The sequence below is a fragment of the Pseudomonas sp. B1-22 genome, assembly GCF_050474425.1.
In the GTDB taxonomy this organism is placed as follows: domain Bacteria; phylum Pseudomonadota; class Gammaproteobacteria; order Pseudomonadales; family Pseudomonadaceae; genus Pseudomonas.
On sequence record NZ_JBCHVH010000002.1, the window covers coordinates 967,486 to 990,697 of the forward strand.

Annotated in this window: 17 protein-coding genes and 1 riboswitch; of the genes, 9 read left to right on the plus strand and 8 right to left on the minus strand. The window is 66.2% G+C overall.

Going from position 1 to position 23,212, the window contains the following annotated elements:
- Positions 1-127 precede the first annotated feature (127 nt).
- The 4 genes from ACQ5BL_RS11300 to ACQ5BL_RS11315 all read right to left on the minus strand — a co-directional run bounded on the left by ACQ5BL_RS11300 (position 128) and on the right by ACQ5BL_RS11315 (position 8,403).
- Positions 128-2,854: a LuxR C-terminal-related transcriptional regulator gene (locus ACQ5BL_RS11300; protein WP_430293125.1), complete on the minus strand. Its 2,727-nt coding sequence runs from the start codon at positions 2,852-2,854 to the stop codon at positions 128-130.
- Positions 2,855-3,071: 217 nt separating this feature from the next.
- Positions 3,072-4,439: a DUF1329 domain-containing protein gene (locus ACQ5BL_RS11305; RefSeq protein WP_243806449.1), complete on the minus strand. Its 1,368-nt coding sequence runs from the start codon at positions 4,437-4,439 to the stop codon at positions 3,072-3,074.
- Between the two features lie 152 nt (positions 4,440-4,591).
- Positions 4,592-6,514: a DUF1302 domain-containing protein gene (locus ACQ5BL_RS11310; RefSeq protein ID WP_243806451.1), complete on the minus strand. Its 1,923-nt coding sequence runs from the start codon at positions 6,512-6,514 to the stop codon at positions 4,592-4,594.
- A 206-nt stretch (positions 6,515-6,720) separates the two neighbouring features.
- Positions 6,721-8,403: a fatty acid--CoA ligase gene (locus ACQ5BL_RS11315; RefSeq protein ID WP_207885979.1), complete on the minus strand. Its 1,683-nt coding sequence runs from the start codon at positions 8,401-8,403 to the stop codon at positions 6,721-6,723.
- Positions 8,404-8,673: 270 nt separating this feature from the next.
- On the opposite strand from ACQ5BL_RS11315, the gene ACQ5BL_RS11320 reads away from it, so the two are divergent.
- Positions 8,674-9,849, plus strand: coding sequence for a thiolase family protein (locus ACQ5BL_RS11320; RefSeq protein WP_207885980.1), 1,176 nt, complete (start codon positions 8,674-8,676; stop codon positions 9,847-9,849).
- 48 nt (positions 9,850-9,897) lie between these two features.
- Here ACQ5BL_RS11320 and ACQ5BL_RS11325 read toward each other — a convergent pair whose 3' ends face one another.
- Entirely contained in the window at positions 9,898-11,082 is a 1,185-nt protein-coding gene (locus ACQ5BL_RS11325; protein ID WP_207885981.1) for an MFS transporter, read from the minus strand.
- Positions 11,083-11,170: 88 nt separating this feature from the next.
- Here ACQ5BL_RS11325 and ACQ5BL_RS11330 point away from each other — a divergent pair, with 88 nt between their 5' ends.
- Complete coding sequence (locus tag ACQ5BL_RS11330; RefSeq protein WP_243806453.1) at positions 11,171-11,947, plus strand: AraC family transcriptional regulator; 777 nt, start codon at positions 11,171-11,173, stop codon at positions 11,945-11,947.
- A 294-nt stretch (positions 11,948-12,241) separates the two neighbouring features.
- Here ACQ5BL_RS11330 and ACQ5BL_RS11335 read toward each other — a convergent pair whose 3' ends face one another.
- Positions 12,242-12,871, minus strand: coding sequence for a LysE family translocator (locus tag ACQ5BL_RS11335; RefSeq protein WP_243806455.1), 630 nt, complete (start codon positions 12,869-12,871; stop codon positions 12,242-12,244).
- Between the two features lie 281 nt (positions 12,872-13,152).
- On the opposite strand from ACQ5BL_RS11335, the gene ACQ5BL_RS11340 reads away from it, so the two are divergent.
- The 6 genes from ACQ5BL_RS11340 (at position 13,153) to ACQ5BL_RS11365 (ending at position 18,893) form a co-directional block, all read left to right on the plus strand.
- Positions 13,153-14,118 (plus strand): 2-hydroxyacid dehydrogenase, encoded by a 966-nt coding sequence (locus tag ACQ5BL_RS11340; RefSeq protein WP_243806457.1) that lies wholly within the window; start codon positions 13,153-13,155, stop codon positions 14,116-14,118.
- Complete coding sequence (locus ACQ5BL_RS11345; RefSeq protein ID WP_243806459.1) at positions 14,115-14,879, plus strand: DUF1835 domain-containing protein; 765 nt, start codon at positions 14,115-14,117, stop codon at positions 14,877-14,879. Before ACQ5BL_RS11340 ends, ACQ5BL_RS11345 begins: the two co-directional genes overlap by 4 nt.
- A gap of 52 nt (positions 14,880-14,931) precedes the next feature.
- Complete coding sequence (locus tag ACQ5BL_RS11350; RefSeq protein WP_243806460.1) at positions 14,932-15,936, plus strand: class I SAM-dependent methyltransferase; 1,005 nt, start codon at positions 14,932-14,934, stop codon at positions 15,934-15,936.
- Positions 15,937-16,053: 117 nt separating this feature from the next.
- Complete coding sequence (locus tag ACQ5BL_RS11355) at positions 16,054-17,511, plus strand: amino acid permease (RefSeq protein ID WP_207886092.1); 1,458 nt, start codon at positions 16,054-16,056, stop codon at positions 17,509-17,511.
- 44 nt (positions 17,512-17,555) lie between these two features.
- Positions 17,556-17,673: riboswitch (yybP-ykoY riboswitch) on the plus strand.
- A gap of 90 nt (positions 17,674-17,763) precedes the next feature.
- Positions 17,764-18,345, plus strand: coding sequence for a TMEM165/GDT1 family protein (locus ACQ5BL_RS11360; RefSeq protein WP_207885987.1), 582 nt, complete (start codon positions 17,764-17,766; stop codon positions 18,343-18,345).
- Positions 18,346-18,449: 104 nt separating this feature from the next.
- Complete coding sequence (locus ACQ5BL_RS11365; protein WP_243806462.1) at positions 18,450-18,893, plus strand: ketosteroid isomerase-related protein; 444 nt, start codon at positions 18,450-18,452, stop codon at positions 18,891-18,893.
- 121 nt (positions 18,894-19,014) lie between these two features.
- Here the strand turns inward: ACQ5BL_RS11365 and ACQ5BL_RS11370 are convergent, their stop codons facing one another.
- Positions 19,015-20,022, minus strand: coding sequence for an NAD-dependent epimerase/dehydratase family protein (locus ACQ5BL_RS11370; protein WP_207885989.1), 1,008 nt, complete (start codon positions 20,020-20,022; stop codon positions 19,015-19,017).
- A gap of 34 nt (positions 20,023-20,056) precedes the next feature.
- Positions 20,057-20,878, minus strand: coding sequence for a M48 family metallopeptidase (locus tag ACQ5BL_RS11375; protein WP_207885990.1), 822 nt, complete (start codon positions 20,876-20,878; stop codon positions 20,057-20,059).
- A 189-nt stretch (positions 20,879-21,067) separates the two neighbouring features.
- Here ACQ5BL_RS11375 and ACQ5BL_RS11380 point away from each other — a divergent pair, with 189 nt between their 5' ends.
- Positions 21,068-23,200 carry a methyl-accepting chemotaxis protein gene (locus ACQ5BL_RS11380; RefSeq protein WP_243806464.1) on the plus strand — a complete coding sequence of 711 codons (2,133 nt, stop codon included), beginning with the start codon at positions 21,068-21,070 and terminating at the stop codon, positions 23,198-23,200.
- The last annotated feature ends 12 nt before the right edge of the window (positions 23,201-23,212 follow it).

Genomic DNA, 23,212 nt, shown 5'->3' on the forward strand with positions numbered 1-23,212 from the left:
CACTCCCGCGAACGCGGGACAGCGCTTGCGCTGAACGCACTTCAGTGCAGCCCGAAGGGGGAGCACAGCGAATAGCTCAAAACACAGTTGCTCCTACGCCAGTCTCTGCGAACCTGAGCCAGGACTCCTAGCGCAACAACCCCATCTCCTTGGCCCGCGCCACCGCCTGAGTGCGGCGTTCCACGCCGAGCTTGTCGTTGATGTGCCGGGCGTGGCTCTTGACTGTGTGCAGCGAGATGAACAGGCGCTCGCTGATCTCCTGGTTGGAACAGCCCTGGGCAATCAGTTCCAGCACCGCCAGTTCGCGGCCGCTCAGGCAATCGGTGAGTACCGCACAGCGTTCCGGCGGGGCCGGCAGACATTCGCGCAGGGCCTCTATGGCCGGCGAAGAAGCCCGTACAGTCAATTGCTCACGCAGCCATTCCGGATGCTGCAGCAGCACTTCATGCATCGGGATCAGCAGGCCCACGGCCAGGCCATTCAGGCATTCCCCCAGCTCGAAGGAGGCCTCGCGCTCGCGACCGTCCTGCAGCAGCAAGGCGACCAGCTGGCCCTGGGCGAAGCGCGCCTGCAACTGCGCACCGCCTTGCAGGGCGCCGCTGGCCACAGCGCGCAGCCGCGCTTCCGCATCGGCCATCCGACCTTCGCGGCGCTCCAGTTGGGACTGGAGCATTTCCACGTTGCGCGGCAATTGCGGCGAACACTCCGGCGGCGTGGCCGGTTCGTCGCCGATATAGGTGTCGCGCAGGCGCTCCAGCCAGGCAGAGGCCAGTTCGATCTGCCCCTGGCCGAGCCAGAGCTCGCACTTGATCAGGGTAATGGCCGACAGGTAGTAGACCGGCGGCACATCCCATACATGCATCATCCGCTCGACCTCGGCCAGGTGGGCGAAGGCGCGGGTGTAGTTGCCCAGCCGCCCTTCCAGGCTGGCCAGCACGCAGAAACCGATGACCAGGCTGATGTCCCGGCAGGCGCGGGCTTCCTCGATCCCGGCCTTCAGGCACTTGCGCGCTTCGTCCGGCTGCAGCGCGAGGCTGCGCAGGTAGCCCTGGTAGAGCATCAGCCGTCCGCGCACGGCGTAGCGGCGCTGCCCCGACAGCCCGGAGAGTCGCGCCAACCCCAGGCGCACTTCCTCTTCGGCGCGCAGTACCTCGCCGCGCGCCTGCAGGACGCGGGCACGGTCGTAATGCACCATGGCCTCGAATAGCGGATTGCCGAAGCGTTGCGCCAGCTCCAGGGCATCCCGGTTCAGGCTGCGGGCGCGCCACAGGTCGTCACGGACGATGGCCAGGTTGCTCAGGGTCGACAGGCACAGCAGGCGCGGGCCGAAGCGCTCCGGCCCGAGTCCTTGCAGGGCTTCCCCGCAGTGTCGCTCGGCGCTCGCGATGTCGCCGCGGCCACGGGCGACCACACCGGCCAGCGCCTGCCATTGGGCCATCAGGTCGCGCTGGGTGTCCGGGTCGGCAGCCGGCAGGAAGCGTGACAGTTGCAGCGCCAACTCCTCGGCGGCATCCAGCTGGCAGGCCAGCGCCAGGGCCCAGCTGTACAGCACGATCAGGCGCGGCGTACTGGCCAGCAGGCTGTCAGGCAGGTCCATCTTCCAGCGCAGCAGCGTGGCGACGTTCTGCTCGGCCAGCAATTGTTCCTCGGACAGGCTCTGCACCAGGTTCGCCGCGACTTCCGGGTGGCCGGCGCGCAGGGCCTGCTCCACGGCCTCGTCGAACAATCCCTGGGCGCTGAACCAGCGGCAGGCGCGCAGATGCAGCGCCGCTGCCGAAGGGCCGGAGCCGGGTAGAGGCCTTGCAAGCAGCAAGTCGGAGAACAGGTGGTGGTAGCGGAACCACTGGCCCTGCTCGTCCAGCGGCACCAGGAACACCTGGTGCTGCTGCAGGTGACGAAGGATCGACGCGCTGTCGTGGGTATCGCGCAGGGCATCGCAGAGTTCGGCGGAGAAGCGTTCGAAGCGCGCGGTCTGGTAGAGGAAGACCTGTACCTCCGGCGACTGCTTGTCGATCACTTCTTCCAGCAGGTAATCGCGGATCAGCTCCTCGGCGCCATGCACCGAAAGATCGGGGGCTTTTGCCGCCAGTTCGTCGCCGTGCGCCAGCAGCCACAGACGCAGGCCGGCGATCCAGCCCTCGCTGCGCTCCACCAGATTGTCCAGGGCGTTGTCGTCCAGCTGCGCGCCGTTGGCGGAAACCAGCCGCGCGGTTTCCTCGGCGGTCAGGCGCAGGTCCTGTTCGTTGAATTCCAGCAGTTGCCGCGACAGACGCAGGCGCGCCAGGTGCCAGTCGGGTCGCTGGCGGCTGGTGACCAGCAGCACCAGGCCGGGCGGCTGGTGGTTGAGGAGGAATTGCAGGCAGCGGTCGAGCACCGCGCCCTGGGCCAGGTGGTAGTCGTCGAGCACCAAAAGCAGCGGGCGTTCGACGGACAGGCTGTCCACCAGTTCATCGAGCAGGTCGTCGAGCCAGGCTTCGAAGGCGAACGGCTGGTGCCGCTGGCGCATCTTCAGGATGCCCAGCGCCTCTTCGCCCAGCGTGGGAAAGTGCAGGCGCAGGCCTTCGAGGAGGCGTTCGAGAAAACGCCCCGGATCGCTGTCCCTGGCACTGAGCCCCAGCCACAGGCTGCGCCATTGGCTCTCCAGTGTCTGGCAGAACTCGATGGCCAGCGAGCTCTTGCCGAACCCCGCCGGTGCAGACACCAGAATCAGCCGGCCCTCCAGCCCGGACGCCATGCGTTCGCACAAGCGCGAACGCGAGACGTGGCCATGCGGCAGCGGCGGCCGGAAGAAACGGCTGCCCCCCGTGCTGGCGGGAACCTCGGTCAGTCGTGGCAGAGTCGAGAAGTCGGTCATCAGCCTGGCTCTTGCTCTAGCTCTTGTTTCTGTTGGGACGGAGCCTAGCCGCTCACGGGCGGTATTTGAAGCCGATTTTGTTACCGTTGCCCACAAGATGACCAGAAGTCTTCCGACATTCAGCCTTCCCATTCATCTGACAGATGATCGCCCATAAAAAAACCGGCCCGAAGGCCGGTCTTTTCTCACCGCGGAACCACCCGTGGGGATCGGGGGATCAGCGAACGCCTTCCTGGCGAAGCGCTGCCGGGGTGAAGTCGCTTTCCGAAGCGCTGTAGTTGAAGTCGTAGGCGGATTTCTCCTCGTTCTTCAGACCCAGCACCAGGTAGCGACCGGACAGCAGGTCATACAGGGTTTCGGCGGTGTACCACGGTACCTGGTAGTTGTAGTAGTACTGGTTGAACGCCTCGGCCACGCGCCACAGGGTTCCGCGACCGTCGTAGTGGTCGATCTCCACGGCCTGCCAGGTGTCCTCGTCGATGTAGAAGTCACGCTTGGCGTAGATGTGGCGCTCGCCCGGCTTCAGGGTGGCGGTCACGTGCCACACGCGGTGCAGCTCGTAGCGGGTCAGGTCCTGGTTCAGGTGGCCGGGCTTGATGATGTCGGCGTACTTGAGCTTCGGATCGTCGAGCTTGTAGTTGTTGTACGGGATGTACAGCTCCTGCTTGCCCACCAGTTTCCAGTCGTAGCGGTCCGGCGCACCGTTGTACATGTCCAGGTTGTCGGAGGTACGCAGACCGTCGGCGGCGGTACCCGGACCGTCGTAGGACACCTGCGGGGCGCGGCGTACGCGGCGCTGGCCGGCGTTGTAGAGCCAGGCCAGGCGCGGCTCCTTCACCTGGTCGAGGGTCTCGTGCACCAGCAGGACGTTACCGGCCAGGCGCGCCGGCGCGGTGACGCGCTGCTTGAAGTAGAACAGCACGTTGCTCGGCTTGCTGGCGTCGTAGTCCTTCAGGTCGGTGCGGAAGACGAACTCGTCCTGGAAGTACACCAGCGAGTAGGAGCCGTTCACTTGCGGAGTGGCCTGGGTCACCAGACGACGCACGTGGCCGCCGCGGTAGCGGGTGATGTGGTTCCAGATGACTTCCAGGCCATCCTTCGGAATCGGGAAGGGGTTGGCGGTCTGGAAGTTCTGCAGGCCGTTGCCGCCTTGCACCAGGGTGGTGGTGGTGGCGTTCTTCTTGGTCGCCGCCAGCACGCTGTCCGGCACGGTGGCGGTACGGTGCGACGGGAAGACCTGCATCTTGTAGGTGTCGGGGTAGCGCTTGAACATGGCCTGCTGGCCGGGGGTCAGCTTGGCCTTGTACTGGTCCATGTTCTGCGCGGTGATGGTGAACAGCGGCTTCTCGCTGGCGAACGGATCGGAGAGGAAGCCCTTGCTGTCGGCGCTGCCGGCGTTCTTGGGCAGACCGCCGGTCCAGGCCGGGATGCTGCCGTCGGCGTTGCCGGCCTTTTCCGCGCCCATCGGGGTCAGGGTGGTGCCGAGCTTGGCCGCTTCGTCGGCGGAGACGGCCGCCATCACCTGGGAGGCCAGCAGGCTGAGCGCCAGGGCGCCAGTGTGCAGCAGGATCTTTGTTGTTCTCATTCGTTTATCGTCCTCGTTGAGTCTGTGCCCTCCGCGGTGGCCGCCCCTTGCGGGACGGGTCGCGGGTTGTATCTGCTGCACCGCCGGCCGGTTGGACCGACCGGCGGATGGCCCGCCACGGAAGCGGGCCGGAGACCGGTTGAACGACCGGTTTAGAAGTTCACCCCGAAGCTCAAGCTGACGAAATCACGGTCGTCGACGGTGGAGTACTTGCCGTCGAAGTAGGTGGTGTAGGCCAGGCTCGCGGTGTAGGTATTCAGGTAGTCGGCGTCGACGCCCATGCTGACCGCCTTGCGGCCTTCCTCGAAGTTGCCGCCGGGGCCGGGCGAGTAGCCGTCCACGTCATGCTGCCAGGCCAAGTTCGGCTTGAGGTTCACACCAGCGAAGACGTCGTTGTAGTCCCAGATCGCACGGGCGCGGTAGCCCCAGGAATCGGCGGTGGTGAAGCCGTCGCTTTCGCAGTTGCGGCTGACGTTGTTGGCGTTGGGGGTACCCAGGGTGGAGGCGTTCAGCGCTTCGCAGGTCGCCATGCCGTTCAGGCTGCCGGCCAGCGGGCCGGGGCCGAATACCGGGTCGCGGCCATAACGCGCCTTGCTCTGGTTTTCCAGGCCGCCGACGTGGGTCCAGCCGACCTCGCCCACCAGGGTCAGACGCTCGGCGCCCATGACCTGGTCGAAGAAGTGGGTGAAGGTGGTCTGCAGCTGGGTGATTTCCTTGCGGCGATAGCCGTGCAGGTCCTCGCCGGCGCTGCCGTTGAGCACCGAGGCGTTGTTGTAGACATGGTTGCCGCCGATGGCCACCGGATCCAGGCCGGAATACAGGATATCGGTGGTGTTCAGCTGTACCGGGGCGTTCGGACGGTAGCTGATCTCGCCCTGCCAGGCGGTGCCGGTGGGCAGCGTGGTGGAGAAGCTCAGGCCATACAGATGGATGTCTTCGGGGTACTCGATGAAGTAGCTGGAGTTACCGGCCATGGCGGCGGCGCCGGCCTGGGCGGCCAGGGTCGGGCTGATGGCGGCGATGTTGGTGATCAGCTGGTTGATCTGCGCCACCTTGGAGGCGTCGGCGCCCTTGCCGCTGAAGATCGGCAGACGGCTGTGGTAGTTCATGTAGTAGCCGCCGAACTCGGTGTTCAGGGAGTCGGCGAAGTACTTCAGCGACAGGCCGTACTGGCCGCTGTCGCGGGCGTCGCGGTCCGGACCGCGCTGCACCACCAGGCCTTCGTCCCACGGCGACGGGGTCACCGCCAGGTTCGGGCCGAGAATGGCGTTCAACGTACGGATCGAGGAGGCGTTGTTGGTCAGTACCGCCAGGTTCTGGGTACAGCCGTCGGCAACGACGTCCGGCTGGGAGAAGAAGGTGCCGCAGTTGTCGACCACCGTCTGGTCCCACTCCAGCTGGTAGAAACCTTCGGCGGAGAGGTTATCGGTGAGGTTCTGCGACATGTAGAACATGTTCACCGGTACCAGGGCTTCCTTGATCTCGGAGCCCGGACGGCGGAAGGCGGTCACGTCGAACGGGTTGATCACACTGATGCCGTTCTGGATGAAGGTACTTTCACCCCAGTTCACCACCTGCTTGCCCAGGCGCACGGTGCCCGGCATCTCGGCAATGGTGTAGTTGTGGTAGACGAAGGCGTCGAGCAGTTCGGAACCGGAGGCCTTGGCGGCTTCCTTGCGGTTGTCGTCGCTGAGCGGCTTGAAGTCGGTGTTCTCATCCTTCTGCTCGAAGTCGTACCAGTACTTGCCGCGCAGGAAGAGGCCGGTGTCCTGGTATTTCAGTTCGAGGTCGTGGATGCCCTTGAAGATCTTCGAGAAGGTTTCGCCGGCCTTGTAGTTCAGGTGGCCGTCGTCGGAGGTCTGGGACAGGCCCTTGCCGCCGTTGTTGACGCCGATGAGATTCTTGTTCGGATTCTGCGTCGACCAGCTGGCCCCCACGGACAGCGACGAGTCGAACGAGCCTTCGATTTCCCCGATGTTGAAAGTGACGGCGGAAGCGGGGGTCGCCAGCGTAGAAGCCAGGCTGACGGCAAGCGGCAAACGCGCCAGACGCCAGATATGTTGCATGGTTTTCATCGACGCTACTCCATGTGATTTTTGTTATGAGTAGCGGCGACTATATCGACGGCGTTACACACCTTGATCCCTCTAAAGTGTGATTTCTCCTACGAAGGCCCCGACTAGACGGTCGCAAGGGCCGGAAGCACCGTCATCACTGGCCTGCGCCGTGCCAAGCGCTTGCTTGGCACGGACGCTTCACGCACTGACCAACCGGTCGTCACTCAAACCATGGAGAGGAAGGCGCTGCCCGCCTCCTGCCATTGGGCGATGTCTACCCGGATACGCTTCTTGTCGAGCTTGCCGACGCTGGTCTTGGGAACTTCAGTAACAACGGCGATCTGCGAGGGAATCGCCCACTTGTTGATATTCCCCTGCTCGACGAAAGGCTTGAGATGTTCCTTCAATCCCTTGGCGTCCAGCGACTGGCCGTCGCGCAGCACCAGCAGGGCGAACGGACGCTCGCCCCACTGCGGATCGGGTACGCCGACCACGGCAACTTCGCGCACGGCCGGGTGACGGCTGATCAGGTCCTCCAGCTCCAGCGACGACAACCACTCGCCGCCGGTCTTGATCACGTCCTTGATGCGGTCGCGGATGTCGATGAAGCCCATGCCATCGATGGTCGCCACGTCACCGGTGTGCATCCAGCCGCCGGCCCAGAGTTCCTCGCCCTTCTGCGGCTCCTGGAAGTACCCCTGGGTCAGCCAGGGCGCGCGCAGCACCAGCTCGCCCTGGGATTCGCCGTCGGCCGGGAGGAACTGGCCGTGCTCGTCCATGATCGCCGCTTCCACCATCGGCACCGGCACGCCCGCCTTGATCCGGTAGGTGGTGCGTTCGTCCTCGCTGCCGGCGAGCAGTTCCTGGTTGAGATAGCCGCACGAGATCAGCGGGCAGGTCTCGGACATGCCGTAGGCGGCGGTCAGCTGGATGCCGCGGGCCTTGGCGGCGTCGTAGAGCGCGTGGTTCAGCGCGCTGCCGCCGATGATGATCTTCAACCCGCCGAAGTCGTAGTCCTTGGCGCTGGCGGCGTTGAGCATCATCTGCAGGATGGTCGGCACGCAGTGGGAGAAGGTCACCTTCTCCTCGCGGATCAGCTTGCACAGCAGCTCCGGCTCATAGCGGCCCGGATACACCTGCTTCACGCCCAGCATGGTCGCCACGTAAGGCACGCCCCAGGCGTGGACGTGGAACATCGGGGTGATCGGCATGTACACGTCATCGGTGCCCATCAGGCGGATGCTGTCCAGGCTGCCGATGGTCGAGGCCATCGCCAGGGTGTGCAGCACCAGCTGGCGGTGGGTGAAATACACACCCTTGGGGTTGCCGGTGGTACCGGTGGTATAGAAGGTGGTCGCCACCGAGTTCTCGTCGAAATCGGGGAAGGCGTAGCGCGGGCTGGCGGCGGCCAGCAGGGTCTCGTACTCGCCCACGCAGTTGGGCAGCGTGCTGGTCTTGTCGGCGCCATCGGTGAGCAGCAGGGTCTTCTCCACCGTGGTCAGCTGGCCGGCGATGCCCTGGTAGAGCGGCACGAACTCGCTGTTGACCAGCACGAAGCGGTCGTCGGCGTGGTTCATGGTGTAGAGGATCTGGTCGGGCGAGAGGCGGATGTTGATGGTGTGCAACACCGCGCCGATCATCGGGATGGCGAACATGCATTCCAGATAACGATGGCTGTCCCAGTCCATCACCGCCACGGTGTCGCCAGCCTTCACCCCGGCCTCGGTCAGCACGTTGGCCAGCCGCGCCACGCGCTCGTTGAAGGTGGCATAGCTGTAGCGCACGCTGTCGCGATAGACGATCTCCCTGCCCTTTTCATAACGGCTGCCCGACAGCAGCAGGCTCTTGATCAGCAACGGGTACTGGTAGGCATTCTGTGCAGCAGGGATGACACGGGTTTTCAGCATGGCGGGGCACTCTCACGGCTGGATTTCTAGAAGGAATACATCGGGATGATTGCGACTCTAGAGGCCTCCCCCTGTCCGTTCATCAGTCAAAAGAGTGATTTGCCGATGACTCTTTGGCCACATCCGGTCACGCGGTAGAATCCACCCCGCCCGATCGTTCACGATCGGCCCCCTTACCCGGAGCCCGGGTATGGCTTGCTTCCACGCAGTCCTGCCGACGCGCAGCCGGTCATACGCGAGCTCCTACAACAAGAGCGAAGAGGTAGATTCATGTCCGAGATCGTCATCGTCAGCGGCGCCCGTACTCCCATGGGCGGCTTCCAGGGCAGCCTGTCCGGCGTTCCCGCCGTGGAACTGGGCGCCGTCGCCATCCGCGAAGCCATCGCCCGTGCCGGCATCCAGCCCGAGGACGTGCAGGAAGTGATCATGGGCAACGTGCTGCCCGCCGGCCTCAAGCAAGGCCCGGCCCGCCAGGCGGCGCTGAATGCCGGCCTGCCGGCCGCCACCGGCTGCACCACCATCAACAAGCTCTGCGGCTCGGGCATGAAGGCCGTGATGCTGGCCCACGACCTGCTCAAGGCGGGCACCAACAACGTGATGGTCGCTGGCGGCATGGAAAGCATGTCCAACGCGCCCTACGTGATCGAGAAGGCCCGCACCGGCCTGCGCATGGGCCACGGCGAGATCAAGGACCACATGTTCCTCGACGGCCTGGAAGACGCCCGCACCGGTCGCCTGATGGGCTCCTTCGCCCAGGAAACCGCCGACAAGTACGGCGTGACCCGCGAGGAAATGGACGCCTACGCCATCGAATCGCTCAAGCGCGCCCAGGCCGCCATCAAGGACGGTTCGCTAGACTCGGAAATCGTTCCGGTCACCGTGACCACCCGCAAGGGCGAGACCGTGGTGAAGGACGACGAGCAGCCGCTGACCGCCAACCTGGACAAGATTCCGGGCCTGAAGCCTGCGTTCCGCAAGGACGGCACCATCACCGCCGCCAACGCCAGCTCCATCTCCGACGGCGCCTCCGCGCTGGTCCTGATGACCGCTGAAGAAGCCGCGCGCCGTGGCCTGAAACCGCTGGCGAAGATCGTTGCCCACGCCACCCAGAGCCAGGACCCGGCCGAGTTCACCCTCGCTCCGATCGGCGCCATGACCAACCTGTTCAAGAAAGCGGGCTGGAGCAAGGACGACGTGGACCTGTTCGAGATCAACGAAGCCTTCGCCATGGTCACCATGCTCGCCATGCGCGAACACGGCCTGGACCACGCCAAGGTCAACGTCTACGGCGGCGCCTGCGCCCAGGGCCACCCGGTCGGCTCCACCGGTTCGCGGATCATCATCACCCTGATCAACGCCCTGCAGAAGAAAGGCGGCAAGCGCGGCGTGGCCTCGCTGTGCATCGGCGGCGGCGAAGCCACCGCGGTGGCGATCGAGCTGGTCTGATTTTCAATCCGGCATGAGAAAGGGGCGCCTCGGCGCCCCTTTTTCGTTTCAGGCCGTGACCACCTTCGGCGCATGCGGTGCCGTACGTGGGAACACCACCGCCGCGAGGAAGGTAACCGCCCCCAGCACCGCCAGGATCAGGTACAACCCGGTCAATCCCTGGCGCGGCTCGATGTAGCTGATCAGCGGGATCGCCGCTGCGCTGGCGCCGAAGGACACGAAGTAGCGCAGGGCGAACACCCGCGCCTGCCATTGCGGCGCGACGAAATTGGCGACCATCGCATCGTTCACCGTCACCTGGCCGAACACTGCGAACATAAACAGCGCACCGACCACCGCCACCGGCCAGCCCTCGGCATAGGCCAGCGCCACCAGCAACGGGCCCTGGCAGAAGGTCATGATCAGGAACGGCCCCTTGAGGCTGAAGCGGTCCAGCAGACGGCCCATGATCAGCTGCGCCACGGCTCCGAAGGCATAGGCCAGGCTGACCACCACGCCGAGGCTTTCCGGCGAGGCCAGCAGTTCTTCAAGACGCACCTGGAACAGGCGCGGGTAGGTCACGGTGCTGGCGTTGAACACCACGCCGCCGGTGGCCGTCACCAGCGCCAGCACGCCGAATACGCGGCGCATCGACAGCTTCTGTCCGCCCAGGCCGCGCGGTGCCGGATGCGTCACCGCCACCGGCGCCTCGGCGCGCACCTGCCAGGCGAAACCGATGCCGATCAGCACCGCCACGGCGCCCGGCAGGATGAATGCCGCACGCCAACCGAAGTGCGCGGTGAGGAAGCCGGTCAGCAAGGCCGCGAAGGCCACGCCCAGGTTGCCCCACATGCCGTTGATGCCGATCTCGTGGCCACGGTTCTGCGCGTGGGCCACCAGCATCGCCGTGCCCACCGGGTGGTAGATGGCGGCGAACACGCCGATCAGGGTCAGGCCGGCGACCAGCAGCGGCACCGAATTCGACAGCCCGGTGAGAATCGACGCCGCGCCGATGCCGAAGAAGAACAGCTGCATCATGTGCCGGCGGTCCCACTTGTCGCCCAGCCAGCCGGCCGGGATCGAGCAGGCGCCGAAGGCGATGAAGCCGCCCAGGGACAGGCCGATCATCTGCGCGTAGCTCAGGCCGAAGCTCTGCGTCATGCCCAGCACGGCGGCCGGGAAGATCAGCATGAACATGTGGTCGATGATGTGGGCGGCGTTGACGTAGCGGATGATCGTTCGAGGTCGGGACATGGCGTCGGCTCGCGGTTTTGGCGGAAAGAGCGTCCATGCTAGGTTGTCAGGAGAACGCAGACCTGACAGAAAAGTCATAGAACCCGACATGGACCTCGACATTCCCCAGCACTCACGCCTCGCCGCCGTTGGCCTCGACTACGTCGACGGCCACCACGTGGAGCCCCATGACCATCCGCAGGCGCAGCTGCTCTACGCCGCCCGCGGCCTGATGCGCCTGGTTACCCGCCAGGGCGCCTGGGTCATCCCGCCGACCCGCGCGGTGTGGATACCTCCAGGCATTCGGCATGAGATCCACATGTCCGGCGAGGTGCACATGCGCACCCTGTTCATCCGCGGCGACGCCTGCCCGCAGAACCTCAGCGACTGCTGCGTGCTGGCGGTCACGCCATTACTGCGGGAGATGATTCTGCGCTGCATCCGCTGGCAGGCGCGGCCGGACGAGCCGGCGCTGCCGCTGCTGGAGCAGTTGATCCTGCTGGAGATCACCACCCTGGAGCGCCTGCCGCTGGCCCTGCCGCTACCGTCCGACCGCCGCCTGCAGGCGATCTGCAAGGCGCTGCTCAAACACCCGGAGCACCCGCATACCCTGGAGGACTGGGGCCAGCAGGTGGGCGCCAGCTCACGCACCCTGGCCCGGCTGTTCCGCCAGGAGCTGGGCATGAGCTACCCGGAGTGGCGCCAGCAGCTGCGTCTGACCGAAGCGCTGCCGCGCCTGCTGGCCGGCGAGAGCGTGCAGAGCGTCGCCGCCGCGCTGGGCTACACCAGTGGGCGGGCGTTCAGTGCGATGTTCAGACGATTGCTGGGGGAGAATCCGCGGGAGTACCTGCAGGCGTTGGCGCAGTTGGCGGAGATCAAGGTCTGAGCCCGGCCAAATCGCCCTGCATCCAGTCCGTAGGGCGCATAACCCGGAACGGGTTATCCGCCGCATTGGCGGATAACGCCAGAGGCGTTATCCGCCCTACACCCGGCGCCAATGCGCTCCGAACCCGGCGTGGGCACCTGCTCCCTGTAGGAGCGCCCCATGGGCGCGATCGCGGGCATGGCCCGCTCCTACGGATTGAGTCCTGCGCGGCTCTCGTAGGAGCGGATCTTATCCGCGAATCGGGCCGGCACCTCCGGCCTTCGCCGACAACGACGAAAGTGTCACCCCACGCGCTCAGCGCAATTCGGTAAACGCCAGCTTGATCCCCAGACCCACCAGCACCACGCCCATCACCCGGTCGAACCAGTGGCCCATGCGGGCGAAGCCGGCGCGCACGCGCTGCTGGCTGAATAACAGCGCCACCAGGCAGAACCACACGGCCGTCGCACAGGCCAGGTAGACGCCATAGCCGGCCTGCACCAGCAGCGGCGTATGCGGGTTGATCACCACGGTGAACAGCGAGAGGAAGAACAGCGTGGCCTTCGGATTCAGGCCATTGGTGACGAAGCCGGCGACATAGGCCCCGCGTGCGGTGCGTGCCACCGGCGCGGCGATGCTTTCGGCCGCCGCAGGATCAGCCGGGCGCGCGCGCAGCGCCTTGAAGCCGATGTACAGCAGGTAGGCCGCCGCCAGCCACTTCAGCGCGTTGAACAGCACGATGGACTGCGACACGATCAGGCCGATGCCCAGCAGCGAATAGGTGACGTGCAGGAAAATCGCACTGCCCACCCCCAGCGCCGTCCAGGTGCCGGCGCGGCGCCCGTGGGTCACGCTCTCGCGCACCACCACGGCGAAGTCCGGACCGGGGCTGGCCACCGCCAGCAGGTGGATGAATGCCACGGTGAGAAATTCCGTCCAGTACATCGCGCCTCCGCAGAACGTTCGGAAAACAGTTAGGCTGACTACCTTAGAGCCTGTTTAGGATCTCGCGAGCTAGAGTAGAGCAAGGAAAAAACAGGCGAGGAAGCGGAGTTTACGCGCTGTAAATGAGCATTGCTCGCTTCGCTCGCCCCTTCGGGGCCGCACTGAAGTGCGTTAGCCGCAAGCGGCTTCCGAGCCTGTTTTTAACGCAGCTATACCGACGCGCAGCAGATCGTAAACAGGCTCTTACGTCACACCGAATCACTGCAAAGGTACAGCTACCCGTGAACAGCACTCGCGCCGTCTTCCTCGACCACGCCTCCCTCGACCTCGGTGACCTCGACCTCGCGCCGCTGCGCGCGCCGTTCGGCGAACTGGTCCTGCACGGGCGCAGCGACGCGGAACAGGTGGCCGAGCGGCTCGCAGGCGCGCAGGTGGCGATCAGCAACAAGGTGCGTATCGGCGCGGAAGTCTTCGAGCAGTGCCCGGACCTCAAGCTGATCCTGGTCGCCGCCACCGGCACCAACAACATCGATCTCGCCGCCGCGCGCCAGCACGGCGTGACCGTCTGCAATTGCCAGGGCTACGGCACCCCGTCCGTGGCCCAGCACACCCTGATGCTGCTGCTCGCCCTGGCCACCCGCCTGTCCGACTACCAGGCCGCCGTCCGCGCCGGACGCTGGCAACAGGCACCGCAGTTCTGCCTGCTGGACTTCCCCATCGTCGAACTGGAGGGCAAGACCCTCGGCCTGCTCGGCCACGGCGAGCTGGGCGGCGCGGTGGCGAAGCTGGCCGAAGCCTTTGGCATGCGCGTGCTGCTCGGCGCCCTGCCCGGCCGCCCGCCGCGCGCCGACCGCCTGGCGCTGGACGAGCTGCTGCCGCAGGTCGACGCCCTCACCCTGCACTGCCCGCTGACCGACGCCACGCGCAACCTGATCGGCCAGCGCGAACTGAACCTGATGAAACCCGGCGCCTTCCTGATCAACACCGCCCGTGGCGGCCTGGTGGACGAGCAGGCGCTGGCTGACACCCTGCGCCGCGGCCATCTGGGCGGCGCTGCCTTCGATGTGCTCAGTGTCGAGCCGCCGAAAGATGGCAACCCGCTGCTGGCTGCCGATCTGCCGCGCTTCATCCTCACCCCGCACAGCGCCTGGGGCAGCCGCGAGGCCCGGCAGCGCATCGTCGGCCAGCTCAGCGAGAACGCCGCCGGCTTCTTGGCCGGCGAGCCGCGCCGGGTGGTGGCGCCATGAGCCTGCACCTGGTCTGCGGCGACGGCGCCGCCGATGCCCTGCGCCGGGCAGTGGAAGCCGGCGTACTGGTGGAGAAGAGAATCCGCGTGATGCCGGACGATCTGGCCGTCGGTCCGCTGAGCGATGTGGATAACCCACCCTGCCAGCAACGCGCCGCGTTCTGGCATGAGCTGGGCGGCGAAGTGCTGCGCGAGCGCGAGATCGCCATCGAGCTGGCCACCGACGCGAACTGGCTGCGCAACCCGGACGTCAGCATCGTCACCCTCTGGCACGGCGACAGCGCCAGCGAGCAACTGCTGCTGCGCCGCATCTGCGCGCTGCTGCCCGCGCAGGTCACCCTGCGCAGCGTCGGTGCCGGCAGTGGCCAGTGCCGCTGCGACGACCGCCATGCCATCGCCATGCTCAAACCCGACGAACTGGCCAACGCCCTGGCCGCCAGCCATGAAGTGGATGCCACCGAACGCCAATGCCTGGGCGAGGACTGGCAACGCGCCCTTGCCGCCAACGCCGAGCTGCGCCTGTGGCTGGACGGCGAATTGAGCGGCACCGACTACGCGCACATCGACCGCATCCTGCTGGACAGCGCCAGCGAATCCTGGCGCCCGGTGCAATCGGTGATCGGCCCGACCATGGCTTATGTCGAGGGCCTGTTCGTCAGCGACCTGCTGGCCGCCTGGCGCCTGCGCGAACTGGTCGCGGCGGGGCACCTTGCGCTGCGTGGCGAGGACTTCTGGAAGAACGGCGAGGTGCGGCTCGCCTAGGCCCGGCCAACGCAGCCCTGTTAAACTTCCGCCCTTTTTTCGAGGAGGCCGCATGTCCAACGCCCCCACCAGTGAAGTGCTGCTGCGCCAGATCGAGCGCTTCCAGGGCCGCGTCCTGCTCGCCGGCCTGCCCGCCGACGCCCTGCTTGGCGACCTGCCGCAGGCCCGGGGCTGGAGCTGGAACGCCGGAGAGGCCAGCCAGCTCGAAGCCCGCTATTCGGGCCGCTGCCACTTCGGCGCGACAGCCCCGGAAGGCACCTTCGATGCCGCCGTGCTGTTCCTGCCCAAGTCCCGCGAACTCACTGATTACCTGCTGGCCGCGCTGGCGAGTTGCGTGCCGCACGCTGAGCTGTACCTGGTCGGCGAGAAGCGCGCCGGCGTCGAACGCGCCAGCAAGCAGCTCGGCGAATTCGGCCGCGCCAGCAAGCTGGACAGCGCGCGCCACTGCCAGCTATGGCATGCGCACATCGACGGCGCTCCGGCCGCGCCCGACCTGCACGCCCTGGCGCAACGCTATGAACTGCCGCTGGCCGATGGCCCGCTGCAGGTGGTCACCCTGCCCGGCGTGTTCAGCCACGGCCGTCTGGATCGCGGCAGTGCGCTGTTGCTGGAGCAACTGGACGGCCTGCCGAGCGGCCACGTGCTGGACTTCGGCTGCGGTGCCGGGGTGCTCGGCGCCACGCTCAAACGACGTTATCCACAGAGCCGCCTGACCCTGCTGGACGTGGACGCCTTCGCCATCGAAAGCAGCCGCCTGACCCTGGCCGCCAACCATCTGGAAGGCGAGGTCATCGCCGGCGACGGCATCGACGCCGCGCCCACCGGGCTCGCCGCCATCGTCAGCAATCCGCCCTTCCACCAGGGCGTGCACACCAGCTATGCCGCCACCGAACACCTGCTGCGCCAGTCCGCCCGCCATCTGGCGTCCGGCGGCGAGTTGCGCCTGGTGGCCAACAGTTTCCTGAAGTACCCGCCGCTGATCGAGCAGCACCTCGGCCCCTGCCAGACCCTGGCCGAGGCCGACGGCTTCCGCATCTACAGTGCCCGGCGGCGCTGACCCAAGGCCCGCACTACACTGCAGCGAGCCATGGACCGGCGCGCCGCTGCACGCCCAGACTGATCGAGGACACCCGTGAATCGCAGAATCAACGACGATGTCGAGCTGACATTCGCCATGGGGCCGAAAGAGAAGCCGCATCACCTCAAGCGCTCTCTCAAGCCCCGCCACCTGAACATGATCGCCATTGGCGGCTCCATCGGCACCGGCCTGTTCGTCGCCTCCGGCAGCACCATCGCCACCGCCGGCCCCGGCGGTGCGCTGATGGCCTACGCGCTGATCGGCCTGATGGTGTTCTTCCTGATGACCAGCCTCGGCGAGTTGGCGGCCTACATTCCCGACTCCGGTTCTTTCTGCACCTATGGCAGCCGCTTCATCGACGATGGCTTCGGTTTCGCCATGGGCTGGAACTACTGGTACAACTGGGCGGTGACCATCGCTGCGGAGTTGGTAGCGGCTCAGCTGGTGATGAAGTTCTGGTTCCCCGACGTGCCCGGTATCTACTGGAGCGTGGTGTTCCTGGGCATCATGTTCATGCTCAACTATTTCTCGGTGAAGGGCTTCGGCGAGAGCGAGTTCTGGTTCGCGCTGATCAAGGTGGTCGCCGTCGTGGTGTTCATCGCCATCGGCCTGGCCAGCATCATCGGCATCATGCACGGCGTCGACAGTCCCGGCTTCAGCAACTTCACCACCGGTGACGCGCCCTTCGTCGGCGGCCTGCAGGCGATGATCGGGGTGGCGATGATCGCCGGCTTCTCCTTCCAGGGCACCGAGCTGATCGGTGTTGCCGCGGGCGAATCGGAAAACCCGCAGAAGTCCATTCCCATCGCCATCCGCCAGGTGTTCTGGCGAATCCTGATGTTCTACATCCTGTCGATCTTCGTCATCGGCATGCTGATTCCCTACACCGATCCGAACCTGCTCAAGACCGACAGCACCGACATCAGCACCTCGCCCTTCACCCTGCTGTTCGAGCGTGCGGGCCTGGCTGCCGCAGCCGGCGTGATGAACGCGGTGATCCTCTCGGCTATCCTCTCGGCCGGCAACTCCGGCATGTACGCCTCGACCCGGATGCTCTACACCATGGCCCTGCACGGCAAGGCGCCGCGGCTGTTCAGCCAGGTGTCCGTCAGCGGGGTGCCGCGCTACGCGCTGCTGGCCACCACCTTCGTCGGCGCGCTGTGCTTCCTCACCAGCTTCATCGGCGACAAGACCGTCTACACCTGGCTGCTCAACGCCTCGGGCATGTGCGGCTTCATCGTCTGGCTCGGCATCGCGGTGTCGCACTACCGCTTCCGCAAGGCCTTCGTCCTGCAGGGCGGCGACCTGCGCAGCCTGCCCTACCGCGCCAAGTGGTTCCCCTTCGGCCCACTGTTCGCCTTCACCCTCTGCCTGGTCATCACCCTGGGGCAGAACTACCAGGCCTTCGTCGGCGAGCACGTGGACTGGGCCGGGCTGGTCGCCACCTACATCACCATCCCCTTGTTCCTCTCGATCTGGCTGGGCTACCGCTTCAAGAACGGCACCCGCTTCATCCGCTACGAGGACATGGACGTTCGCTCCCACCGCGAATGATCCGACCTGCAGGCTTGCCCAAGTCCTGCGACTTGGGCAGAATGCGCCCCGTCCTAGGGGAGTAGTCTCCCGCGAGCTCCCAGCTCGCCCGGTACGCGTCAACACACTTGGTCCGCAGACCATGGCGCGTGCGACCCGCCTGCAACGCTCAGGCCCGGGTTTGACAAGACCTATGACACGAGCAACCTGACCCGGGGCGGGCAGGTGGCGCGTGTCATGGTGCTTAGTCGACCCGCCCCCTTAGGAAGCCTGATGGAATCCCTCTTCGTCCCAACCCTGATCGTTGCCCTGGCCGAAATCGGCGACAAGACGCAACTGCTCGCGCTCGTCCTCGCCGCGCGTTTCCGCAAACCCTGGCCGATCATCGCCGGGATCATCGCCGCCACCCTGGCCAACCACTTCGCCGCCGGCGCCGTGGGCAGTTGGGTCGCCAGCTTCTTCTCGGCAACCACCCTGAGCTGGGTGCTGGCCGCGTGCTTCCTGGCCGTCGCCGCCTGGACCCTGATTCCCGACAAGCTGGATGACGACGAAGAAGGCGCGCTGAAGAAGTTCGGCCCGTTCCTCACCACCCTGATCGCTTTCTTCCTCGCCGAGATGGGCGACAAGACCCAGGTCGCCACCGTGATGCTGGCCGCGCAGTACCCGCACTTCTGGCTGGTGGTGCTGGGCACCACGCTGGGCATGCTGATCGCCAACGTGCCCGTGGTGCTGGCCGGCAACTTCGCCGCCGACCGTCTGCCGCTGAACCTGATCCGCCGCCTGGCCGCCGCCGCCTTCGCCGTCCTCGGCCTGGCCGCCGTCTGGCATGCGCTGCAACTGGGCGGGGTGCTCTGACCTGAGCACGGAGGAGCCTGGCGCGCCGGCCAATGCCTGTGTTTCACGATCGATACACAGTGGCGTGCCATTCTCCCCGTATTTCAGGAATCACAGGACACACCATGGCTGAGAAGGATCTCAAGAGGCTCGCCCGCCAGCACATCGACCTTGTCTGGAACAAGGGACATCTGGCGCTGGCCGAGCAGCTGCACAGCCCGGACTTCCTCTACAAGAGCGCCTTCACCGCGCAACCGCTGAACAACGCCGGCTACCGCCGGCTGGTGGAAGGGATCCGCTCGGCCATGCCGGACCTGGAAGTGGTGGTGGAAGAGTGCATCCGCGAAGGCAACAAGGTGTTCACCTGGAGCACCCTGCTGGGCAGCATCTCCCGCCCCGCCTTCGGCTACCCGGCCAGCGAGAAGATCCTCAGCCTGTCGGCCATGGGCTTCTGGGTGTTCAGCAGCACCGGGGAAATCCTCGAACTGTGTACCATGTTCGACATGGAGAGCTTCCGCGCGCAGATGGGGCTGCAGAACCGGCCCTTTGCCGAGAAGGCGCTGCCCTGAGATGAAAAAGCCCGGCAATGCCGGGCTTTTTCCTTTGAGCTTTTCGTAGGAGCGAGCTTGCTCGCGAACAGAGGCCGCTCGGCGCCGTGCGGTTCGCGAGCAAGCTCGCTCCTACAGGGCGTTACAAATAGTCGTTGGCGTGGAACCAGGCAATCGCCCGCTCCAGCGTATCCTCCAGCGGCACATGGGACTCGAAGCGCAGCTCCTCGCGCGCCTTGCGCCCGTCGAGGAACTGTCCGCCGGCCATCACCTCGATCGCCGTATCGTCCAGCAGCGGCACCTTCCCGGTCAGCCGGTAGCGCCAGCGTCCCAGGGTCGCCAGGGCCCGCGCACGGTGCAGCGGCATCGGCGTCGGCGCCGGCTTGCCGAGCAGGCGGGCAATGGTGGCGGTCAGCTCGCCCATCTCGATGTTGTGCCCGGTGAGCAGATAGCGCTCGCCGACCCGGCCGCGCTCCAGCGCCAGCAGCAGGCCACGACCGGCCTCGGCGGCGTCGATGACGTTGCGCCGGCCGGGCACGTAGTGAAGCATCTCGTCATGGCCGATGGCAGTGATCAGGCGGCCGGTGGTCGGGCCGATATCCAGCTCGCCCAGCGCCATGCCGGGAATCCCGATCACCACCGGCAAGCCGCCGCGCGCCTGTTCGCGGGCCTGCTCGTCGAGCGCCCACTTGCACATGACATAGGCGCTCTTGCCGGTAGGCAGGCCCTCGTAGAACAGCCCCTCATGCCCCGGCAGCCCCTGCGGGTGCAACGGCATAGCGAAGGCCGAGCCGACGTAGAGGATGCGCGGCACCCTGGCCTGCAGGCAGGCGGCGTAGAAATGGTTGGTCAGGTCCAGGGCGCTGGCCACTTCTTCCTGCCAGCGTCGCGGTCGCACCGGGTAGTAGCCGGCGCTGAAGATCACCGCGTCCAGCCCGCTCAGCGCGCGGGCCATGCCCTGGTGGTCGAAGAGTTCGGCCACCCGGCACTCCGGCTCGAGGTAGGCCAGGCGCTGGATCTGCGATGACGGTCGGTGGATCAGCACCAACTGGTGTCCCGCGGCCTTGATGGCGCGGGCGGCGTGATGGCCCAGGAGCCCTGTGGCTCCGAGTACAGCAATTTTCACGGGCGCTCCCTGTTCACGTTGCACAGCGGCGCTACCACGCGCCGCTCCTGGCAGGCCATCAGCGAGCCTTGGCTTGCTCGTACAGCGGCATCACCTTCGGAATGGCTGCCTTCAGGTTCGCCATCCGGGTGCTGTCGGCCGGGTGGGTGCTGAGGATTTCCGGCGGCGCCTCGCCACCGGCCGCCTGCCCCATCTTCTGCCACAAGGTCATCGCGGCGTTGGGGTTGTAGCCGGCGCGGGCCGCCAATTCCAGGCCGATCAGGTCGGCCTCGTTCTCGTTCTGCCGGCTGTTGGGCAGGGTCATGCTGTATTCGACCACCTGGTGCGCCAGGTCGACGCTGCCCTGGCCCAGACCCAGCAGGGCGCCACCGAGACCCAGGCCCATCTGCTCGGCGTAGGCGCGGGACATGGCTTCACGGCCGTGCTCGCGCAGGGCGTGGGCGATCTCGTGGCCCATCACCGCAGCGAGTTCGTCGTCGGTCAGATGGAGCTTATCGATCAACCCGGTGTAGACGATGATCTTGCCGCCGGGGCCGCAGTTGGCGTTGAGCTCATCGCTCTTGATCACGTTGACTTCCCACTTCCAGGACGGTGCGTCCGGACGGAAGGCGCCGGTCTGCGGAATCAACCGGCTGGCGATGGCCTTCACCCGCTTGGCATCGCTGCTGCTGGCGTCCAGCTTGCCCGCCTTGGAGGCCTCGCCAAGGGTCTGCTGGTAGGACTGGGCGTACATCTGATCGACCTGCGCGCTGGACAGCATGCTGAACATGGTCTGCTGGCGGTTGACGCCGACGACGCCCCCGCTGGTGGTGTTCACCTGCTGGCAGGCGGTCAACAGCAGGGCTGCGGCCAGGCCGGCGACACGGAAAAGACGGGGCATATGCTCTCCTGAAACTGTGCAATCACCCAAAGACAGCGCGCATGGTAGGCCGCGCCCCGATGGCCGGCAACTACCCCGCAACAGGCGGCATACAACGGCGTTACAACCCATTACAAGCAGTGCCTAATGAAACCGACCGGTCGTGCCGATAACCAGGCACACGCAGGCTCTGGGACATCGGGTACCCGTATGAAATTCAAGTCGATCCAGTTTTCCGTGGTGGCGCTGGCAGGGGCCAGCGTCTTGGCGGTGGTCGCGGCATTGGTGCTGTATGCACTGTTCGCGGGTTCCAGGACCCAGGCGTTGGTGCAGGAGCGCACCCAGGCCCTGCTCGAACAGGTGATCAACGAACGCCTGGTGGCCATGGCCCGTGGCCAGGTCAGCCAGATCCAGCGCGAGCTGGAGTATCCCCTCACCGTCGCGCGCGACCTGGCCAACACCAACGCCCTGCTCGACGAGACCGACGCCAACGGCCAGCCGTTGCTGGGCATCGGCCGTGCCGGCATGTCCAACCTGTTGCGCCAGACCGTGGCGCAGAACCCCAAGCTGCTCGACGCCTTCGCCGGCTGGGAACCCAACGCCTTTGCCGGCAACGACAGCCAGTACGCCGGCCTGCCGGGCTACGACGCCAGCGGCCGCTTCATGCCCTGGTGGTACCGTAAGGACGGCGGCCTGACCGTGGAAGCCATGGGCGACACCCTGGAAAGCCAGAAGATGCAGCCCACCGGCGTGCGCGAAGGCGAGTACTACCTGTGCCCGAAAGAGAAGCACCAGCCCTGCATCGTCGACCCGGCGCCCTACGAGATGGCCGGCAAGATGGTGCTGATGTCCTCGTTCAACGCACCGATCATGGTCAAGGGGCAATTCAAGGGCAGTGTCGGCGTGGACCTCTCGCTGGACTTCATCCAGGACCTGCTCAAGGCCGCTGACAGCCAGCTCTACAAGGGCGCCGGCGAGATGGCGCTGATCTCCACCAACGGCCGCCTGGTCGCCTACACCAAGGACCCGGCCAAGCTCGGCGAGCCGGCCAGCAGCGTGCTGGACGCCAATGAAGTGGCCAACCTGGGCAAGCTCACCCTCGACCAGCCGCTGACCTCCGTAGACCAGGAACACGGCCACATCGAACTGTTCCTGCCCTTCACCATCGCCGATTCCGGCGCGCGCTGGACCCTGATGCTGCAGCTGCCGCAGGAAGCCGTACTGGGCGACCTGAAGCTGTTGCAGAGCGACCTGAAATCCCAGCGCGACGGCGACACTCTCGGCATGACCCTGGTGGGCCTGCTGATCGCCGCCATCGGCCTGGCAGTGATCTGGCTGGTCGGCCACGGCATCGCCCGCCCGCTGCGCCAGCTGGTCGGCATGCTCGACGACATCGCCCAGGGCGAAGGCGACCTCACTCGTCGCCTGTCCAGCGACCGCGCCGACGAACTGGGCTCCATCGCCAAGGGCTTCAATACCTTCCTCGGCAAGCTGCAGGGCATGATCGGCCAGGTGGTGACCTCGGTGCAGCGCGTCAGCGATTCCTCCGAACACACCGCCGACATCGCCATCCGCACCAACCAGGGCGTGCAGCAGCAGTTGGCGGAAATCGAGCTGGTGGCCACCGCCGTCCACGAGATGACCGCCACCGCCCAGGACGTGGCACGCAATGCCACCCACGCGGCGGAAGCGGCCAACCACGCCGACCAGGCCGCGCACCACGGCAAGCGCATCGTCGAGAGCAGCTCGGCGGCGATCCAGGCACTGGCCAATGAGATCGGCCGCGCAGTGGGCGTGGTCCAGACACTGGCCCGCGACAGCGAGAACATCAACGCGATCCTGGTGGCCATCCGCGGCATTGCCGAGCAGACCAACCTGCTGGCGCTCAACGCCGCCATCGAAGCGGCCCGCGCCGGCGAGCAGGGACGCGGCTTCGCGGTGGTCGCCGACGAGGTGCGCAACCTGGCGCAGAAGACCCAGCAGGCCACCGAGGAAATCCAGTCGATGATCCAGCAGCTGCAGCACGGCACCCGCGAAGTGGTGCAGGTGATGCAGCAGAGCCAGGAGAAGACCGACGACAGCGTGCGCCATGCCAGCGAAGCGGCCCAGGCGCTGGAGTCGATCACCCAGGCGGTGTCGGTGATCAACGACATGAACACCCAGATCGCCAGCGCCGCCGAGGAGCAGAGCGCGGTGGCCGAGGACATCAACCGCAACGTCACCAACATCGGCATGGTCGCCAACCAGGTGGCCGGCGGCGCCGACGAAGCCTCCCAGGCCAGCGCCGAGCTGACCAAGCTGGCCGAGCAGCAGCGGCGGTTGGTGAATCAGTTCAAGGTGTGAAGCGACTGGCGT

Excerpts from the sequence above, each read along its gene's own strand:
- ACQ5BL_RS11300 (WP_430293125.1), bottom strand. The coding sequence starts at position 2,854 with ATGACCGACTTCTCGACTCTGCCACGACTGACCGAGGTTCCCGCCAGC.
- ACQ5BL_RS11305 (WP_243806449.1), bottom strand. The coding sequence starts at position 4,439 with ATGAGAACAACAAAGATCCTGCTGCACACTGGCGCCCTGGCGCTCAGC.
- ACQ5BL_RS11310 (WP_243806451.1), bottom strand. The coding sequence starts at position 6,514 with ATGAAAACCATGCAACATATCTGGCGTCTGGCGCGTTTGCCGCTTGCC.
- ACQ5BL_RS11315 (WP_207885979.1), bottom strand. The coding sequence starts at position 8,403 with ATGCTGAAAACCCGTGTCATCCCTGCTGCACAGAATGCCTACCAGTAC.
- ACQ5BL_RS11320 (WP_207885980.1), top strand. The coding sequence starts at position 8,674 with ATGTCCGAGATCGTCATCGTCAGCGGCGCCCGTACTCCCATGGGCGGC.
- ACQ5BL_RS11325 (WP_207885981.1), bottom strand. The coding sequence starts at position 11,082 with ATGTCCCGACCTCGAACGATCATCCGCTACGTCAACGCCGCCCACATC.
- ACQ5BL_RS11330 (WP_243806453.1), top strand. The coding sequence starts at position 11,171 with ATGGACCTCGACATTCCCCAGCACTCACGCCTCGCCGCCGTTGGCCTC.
- ACQ5BL_RS11335 (WP_243806455.1), bottom strand. The coding sequence starts at position 12,871 with ATGTACTGGACGGAATTTCTCACCGTGGCATTCATCCACCTGCTGGCG.
- ACQ5BL_RS11345 (WP_243806459.1), top strand. The coding sequence starts at position 14,115 with ATGAGCCTGCACCTGGTCTGCGGCGACGGCGCCGCCGATGCCCTGCGC.
- ACQ5BL_RS11350 (WP_243806460.1), top strand. The coding sequence starts at position 14,932 with ATGTCCAACGCCCCCACCAGTGAAGTGCTGCTGCGCCAGATCGAGCGC.
- ACQ5BL_RS11355 (WP_207886092.1), top strand. The coding sequence starts at position 16,054 with ATGGGGCCGAAAGAGAAGCCGCATCACCTCAAGCGCTCTCTCAAGCCC.
- ACQ5BL_RS11360 (WP_207885987.1), top strand. The coding sequence starts at position 17,764 with ATGGAATCCCTCTTCGTCCCAACCCTGATCGTTGCCCTGGCCGAAATC.
- ACQ5BL_RS11365 (WP_243806462.1), top strand. The coding sequence starts at position 18,450 with ATGGCTGAGAAGGATCTCAAGAGGCTCGCCCGCCAGCACATCGACCTT.
- ACQ5BL_RS11375 (WP_207885990.1), bottom strand. The coding sequence starts at position 20,878 with ATGCCCCGTCTTTTCCGTGTCGCCGGCCTGGCCGCAGCCCTGCTGTTG.
- ACQ5BL_RS11380 (WP_243806464.1), top strand. The coding sequence starts at position 21,068 with ATGAAATTCAAGTCGATCCAGTTTTCCGTGGTGGCGCTGGCAGGGGCC.